At 51.2% G+C, this 6000-nt stretch carries 6 protein-coding genes; 3 read left to right on the top strand and 3 right to left on the bottom strand.

What is annotated here, in order from left to right; genetic code table 11:
• Positions 1-121, top strand: a 121-nt coding sequence (locus VGN67_RS24580) for a transposase (protein WP_414717289.1), incomplete at its 5' end; no start/stop codon positions are given.
• Between the two features lie 192 nt (positions 122-313).
• Entirely contained in the window at positions 314-1717 is a 1404-nt protein-coding gene (locus tag VGN67_RS18810; RefSeq protein ID WP_327488407.1) for a S8 family serine peptidase, read from the top strand.
• 91 nt (positions 1718-1808) lie between these two features.
• Here VGN67_RS18810 and VGN67_RS18805 read toward each other — a convergent pair whose 3' ends face one another.
• Positions 1809-3257, bottom strand: coding sequence for a Gfo/Idh/MocA family oxidoreductase (locus VGN67_RS18805; RefSeq protein WP_327488406.1), 1449 nt, complete (start codon positions 3255-3257; stop codon positions 1809-1811).
• A 251-nt stretch (positions 3258-3508) separates the two neighbouring features.
• Here VGN67_RS18805 and VGN67_RS18800 point away from each other — a divergent pair, with 251 nt between their 5' ends.
• Positions 3509-3940, top strand: coding sequence for a universal stress protein (locus tag VGN67_RS18800; RefSeq protein ID WP_327488405.1), 432 nt, complete (start codon positions 3509-3511; stop codon positions 3938-3940).
• A gap of 265 nt (positions 3941-4205) precedes the next feature.
• On the opposite strand, the gene VGN67_RS18795 is transcribed toward VGN67_RS18800, so the two are convergent.
• On the bottom strand, positions 4206-4889 hold the full coding sequence (locus VGN67_RS18795) for an epimerase (protein ID WP_327488403.1): 684 nt from the start codon (positions 4887-4889) through the stop codon (positions 4206-4208).
• Positions 4890-5005: 116 nt separating this feature from the next.
• A complete protein-coding gene (locus tag VGN67_RS18790) occupies positions 5006-5908 on the bottom strand; it encodes a sugar phosphate isomerase/epimerase family protein (protein ID WP_327488402.1) in 903 nt (300 codons plus the stop codon).
• Positions 5909-6000: the final 92 nt, after the last annotated feature.

The following is a 6000-nucleotide window of genomic DNA, read 5'->3' as shown; positions in this document are numbered from 1 at the left end:
ATTTGGATGGCTCAATTTCAGACGCCGACTGGCTAAGGATTATGAGAAAACCGTAGAATCTTCTGAGGCCATGATACAAATCGCTTTTGCAACCATATTCCTAAATAGAATGCCAAATTAGTTTCCAAAACATAATCTAATATAAAAAATATTCTTTTTCTAAAAACAGAGGAGGGGTTACAAATAATAAAAAGTAGCGGAAAAGACAGGGGCAAACCCGGTAAAAGATTAGTAGCCGGGTACTTCGTGAACGGTAACTTAAAGCTCGGGCAAATGGCTAAATTTCGGTCTTATGCACCTAAAATAACATCGTATGAAAACAAATTACAGAAGTATGAAAATGACCACGGCAGTGGCTTGTTTATCGGTGGCCTTGCTGGTCACGGGTTGTATGAAGGAGGTAGAATTTACCGAAACCCCGCAGGAGGGTAGTCCTGCCACTTCGGCCCGGGTGGCCGTGGACGAGTACGTGCCCAACGAGCTGATTGTGAAGTTCAAGGCCGGACTTGACAACTCAAGGAAGGCCGAGGCGCTGGCCAGGGTTAGTGGTATTATTTCGGAGCGTGTCCTGACCAGAATGATGGAAAGAACCGGCGACCGGGAGGGAATAGTAGTGGTTAGGACTCCGGCTGCAGTACTGGATGCCATGGCAAGGCTAAAGGGGCTACCCGAAATTGAGTACGCCGAGCCCAACTACATTTATACCTATGATGCGGTTTCCAACGACCCTTCTTACACTAACGGATCGCTGTGGGGAATGTACGGTGATGCTACCAGCCCCGCCAATCAGTTTGGCAGCCAGGCTGGTGAAGCCTGGGCAGCAGGTAGAACCGGTTCAAATACGGTCATTGTCGGGATTATCGACGAAGGGGTTCAGGTGGAACATCCCGATCTGAAAGCAAATATGTGGGTGAATCCTTTTGATCCCGTAGACGGCAGAGACAATGATGGCAATGGCTACGTAGATGACATTAATGGCTGGGACTTTGATGGTAATAATAACTCGGTCTATGACGGTGGAAACAAGGGGTCTCTTGATAAGCACGGTACGCACGTAGCCGGCACTATCGGGGGCTTAGGCGGTAACGGCACCGGAGTAGCCGGAGTAAGCTGGCAGGTAAAAATGATTTCCTGTAAATTTCTGGGCCGCCGCGGTGGTACCACTACCAGCGCCATCAAAGCCGTTGACTATTTAACCGACCTGAAAATTCGCCATGGGATTGATCTGATTGCCAGCAACAACTCCTGGGGCGGCGGTGGCTTTTCGCAGGCTTTAAAGGACGCTATTGATCGGGCCAATGCTCAGAGCATCCTGTTTATTGCAGCCGCTGGCAATGGAGGTAGTGACGGAGTAGGCGATGACAACGATGTAACGGCCAATTATCCTTCTAACTATACCAGTGCCAACGTTATTGCCGTGGCCTCCATCACCAACACGGGTGCGAAGTCCGGTTTCTCTAACTATGGCGCTACCACGGTTGATCTGGGCGCACCCGGTTCAAGCATCTATTCGACCCTGCCTCCGGCTACCTACGGTACTTACAGTGGTACCTCTATGGCTACTCCCCACGTTACGGGTGGTGCCGTCCTACGGGCAGCAGCAAGTACCAACCGAGGCGCTAATCTGAAAGCTGACATCTTAAACGCCGCTGTTCCTACGGCATCCCTTTCAGGTAAGTGTGTAACGGGTGGCCGTCTCAACGTTAGTGGATTCTGATTTTTCAATAAGCCTTTTGCAGAGCGGGCTACCCTTTTGGGTAGCCCGCTTATTTTTTAAAGGTCTTAGAAATCTCAATATGTACCAGTACCTACACGACCAGGTTCCAGCCGGGACGGTACTCGCGCTTCACGTACTGGTTGGCTGGTTCGAAGTTCGTGATCCGCATGTTAGGGGCATCATAGTACAGTTTCTTACGACCATTGTACCGGTCGCTGGGGCGCTTAGCGGTTGGGTTATCCCGCAACATCCAGCTGCGCAACGCCAGGTTCCCGATCAGGATGCTCTCGGTAAAGGGAGCCGCGTACTCAAACGGTGAGCTGGTAACACCTTTGCCGTGGCCGGCTATGCAGGCATTGACCCATTGCAGGTAATGGTTTTCGTCGGGAACCCGGGCAATGGTTTCGGGTATATTGAGTCCTTCGTTGTTTTTGAGCGGAAGCAGGCGCGGATTGGCCCCGTAGCAGTCGGCCATCAGTTTTCCTTTGGAACCAATAAAAAGTACCCCTCCATCCGGATTACCAAAAGCCTCACCCGGATTTAGTTCTTCGGGTAGTTCGGGCAAAATACCCCCATCATACCAGCTCACTTTGATGTTTCCTTTGTTGTCCTGGCGGGGGTAGTCGAGGTGGATGGAAGTAGTAAAAGGCGTCCAGTCGGGGTTGTGATCCTGCTCGCGTAGAGTAAAGGTCCAGGTACCTCCCACGCTGCACTCTACGGATTTAGGGTAGTCGATGGGCAGAATCCGGAACACGGGGTCCATGATATGGCAGGCCATATCGCCCAGGGCACCGGTACCGTAGGGCCACCAGCCCCGCCAGTTCCAGGGCAGGTAGGCTTCGTTGTAAGGTACCTTCGGCGCGGGGCCGAGCCACAGGTCAAAGTCCAGTTCCTTGGGTACTTCGTAGGTTTTATCGGTAGGTACCGCCTGCGGCCATACGGGACGGTTGGTCCAGCAAAGTACCTTGTTTACATCCCCGATGATGCCGCTATTATAGATTTCCTTCATGCGCCGCACCCCGTTGCCGGAGCCGCCCTGGTTACCCATTTGGGTCACTACCTTGTACTTCTTGGCGGCCTGTCCCAGCATACGCGCTTCGTAGATGTCGTGGGTCAGCGGTTTCTGAGTATAAACGTGCTTGCCCAACTGCATAGCGGCCAGGGTCGCTACGGCGTGGGTATTGTCGGGGGTAGAGATGGAGCAGGCGTCGATGTTGTTCTTTTCTTTGGCCAGCATCTCCCGGAAATCGCGGTAGTAGGGGGCCTTGGGAAAGGCAGTGCGGGAGTCGGCCGCTCTCCGGTCGTCCACGTCGCAGAGGGCTACGATGTTAACATGGGGACTTTTGGCAAAGGCTGCCAGGTCGCTTTTGCCTTTACCACCCACGCCAATACCCGCAATGTTGAGTTTATCGCTAGGGGCTACAAAGCCCTTCCCCAGTACATGCCGGGGTACAATAAAGAAACTGGTCGCCGCCAGGGAAGAGCTTTTCAGGAAGCTGCGGCGGGTCGTATTACTCTCGGTAGATGTTTTCTGGTCCATAGGTTATTGGAATGGGGTTTAAAAATAGGGTGGGCGGGGAGCATCCGGAAGCCTCACCGGACTATCTGTACAAACAATTGGAACAAAATGTGATTATTGAAGTATAATTTAGGAATAAGTACTGAGATTAGGGTAGTTTGTACTAGTAATTAGCCAAATAAATTTTATAAAGTACTTAATGGGGAAAGATGTAAACGGATAGTAATATACTGGTTGAAAAACAGCTAATTTAACCATAACTGACCCATAACATGAAAAACATACTGGTTGCCGTTGATATCGATACCGAAAGCCGGGAATTGGTCCGGATGGCGGCCGAACTGGCCGAAAAGCTTCGGGCTAGAGTCTGGATTGTACACGTCACCGCCGCCGAACCCGACTTTGTGGGTTATGGAGTAGGGCCGCAGTACATTCGCGACATCCGGGCGGAGGACCTGCGCGATGAGCATAGGTACCTGGGCGAGTATTGCCGCAATTTGCGGGACCGGGGCATCGAAGCCGAGGCACTGCTGATTCAGGGCCCCACCGTAAAGATGATCCTGGCGGAGGCTCAGAAGCTGGAGATAGATTTGGTGGTCATAGGTACCCACGACCACGGTTTTCTGTACAATGCCTTCTCCGAAAACACCGCCCTGGAACTGGTCAAAAAAGGCCGTATTCCCATTCTGACGGTACCGCTTTGATTAATTAAGAATTAAGAATTAGTAGTGTATGAAGGAATTTAAGTTTAGCCCCGTAGGGGCGGTACTTTAGTAGAAATGATTTGAAAATGAAGATTTTAGCTCCGTAGGAGCGGAACATGTAATAAATAGGTGTCACCCGGCAACGGCCGACCGTCTACGTGGCTCAAATTGCCTGTGATTACTAATCTGCTACTAAGGTTTGTCTGCCTCTGGGGCCGCTTTTGCACCAAAAATAATTCCTTCGTACACTACTGATTATACCTCTTTAATTATTACTTACCTCCCCGGAGGTTTTGTTAATATCCTCGCTTTCAAGTACCTTTTTGGAGTAGCCGTTCAGGGCAACGTTAATCATAGCCTGGCCCATGCGGCTGGTGGTGGTATAATACCTGGGGTACTTGCTGATGAGCGGTTGGAGCGGCGCCAGCACCATGTACAGAAGATTGTAAAGCCGGGTTTTAGAGCGGATACCCCGCTGGGGCTGGATAAAAGCGGGCCGGAACATATACACCGCCCGAAAGGGTAGGGCGAGCAGCCTATTTTCGGTGTGACCTTTGACGCGTGCCCACATGGAACTCCCCTGAGTACTGCTGTCGGTACCCGCTCCCGAAACGTAGCAGAAAGTGAGGTCAGGAGAATGGGTCAGTAGCGTAGTGGCAAAGTGCAGCGTAAGGTCGTGGGTAGTGCGGCTGTAGGCCGCCTCGGACATACCGGCCGACGATACCCCCAGACAAAAGTAGCAGGCGTTGTAGCCGGTTAAGTCTGCTTCAATGGCTGATAGCTCAAAGAAATCCTTCACCAATACCTCCCGCAATTTTGGGTGTGTCATCTCTAGCAATTGCCGATTTACCAGCAGTACCGACTCCACCCGCGGGTCGTCCAGGCACTCCAGCAGTACTCCCTTACCAACCATGCCGGTCGCTCCCGTAATAATGGCTCTGATTTTCATGCTGTAGGCTGTATGCTTTAGGCTGTAAGCTAACCAAAAAAAAGAGAGACGCAATATTTTGCGTCTCTACGGATCAATTGTTTTCATTATTAACTTTTCACTCTTCACTACACTAACTACATTCTCAAATTCCGCAGGAATGCAATGCTGATGGGTACCTGACGGGAAATGTTCGGACTTTCGTCTTCGATGTAGTAGTACTTGATGCTACTCTTGTCGGCCGCTTTCATGATCGTGGGCAGGTCCAGCTGACCGGTACCGAGGGCTACGTCGTTTTCGACCGGAGTACCGCCGGACATGTTACCCTGCACCCCTTTCTTCAGGTCTTTCACGTGCATGAGCTTGAAGCGATTGGGATAGCGTTTCAGGATTTCGGCCGGGTTCTTACCGGGAAAGAAGGTCCATAGAATATCCATCTCAAAGCTTACGTTATTGGGGTCCGTTTTTTGTACGATGTAGTCAAACAGCGTCACGTCCTTACCCTTTACTTCAGAAGCTACCTCGGTCGGTACGGGCTGAAACTCGAAGCCGTGGTTGTGGTAGCAGAAGGTGAGGCCGTGCTCGTCTTTGAGGGTTTTGCCGAAGCGATTAAAATCCTCGACCGTTTTCTTCGCCATATCCAGCGTAAAATCGCCTTTGTGGGGAATCCAGGCTACCCGCACAAACTCCGCACCCAGGGTCTTGGCGTTGGCGGCTACCTGGTCTATTTTATTTTCCAGATCCGGGTAACCTACGCCAAAGGAAGTACAGCGCATCCCGCGCTCGTCCAGCATGGCCCGGATGTCCTTGGCTGTCCGGCCAAACAGGTTCGAGAACTCCATGTTGGTTATTCCCAGGGCTTTGATGGTGTCCAGGGTAGCGGCTACATCTTTCTGAAAACTGTGCCGGTAGGTGTAGGATACCATACCCAGCTTAGGATCACCGGCTTTGTCGGGAAAAAGGGCTTTACCTTTCTGGGCAAAGGCTGAGGATACGGTCATCAGGCCAATGGTAATGGCTACTATGAGTATTTTTTTCATACTTTTTAAATAGTTAATAGTAATCGGCACTCAGCCGGTGTAGCAATAAAAGCAGATTGTGGGGCGGATCTCCTGACCGGTTTACCTGCTTA

It is taken from the genome of Telluribacter sp. (assembly GCF_035998675.1).
In the GTDB taxonomy this organism is placed as follows: domain Bacteria; phylum Bacteroidota; class Bacteroidia; order Cytophagales; family Spirosomataceae; genus Telluribacter.
This window is presented reverse-complemented; position numbering and strand designations above follow the sequence as displayed.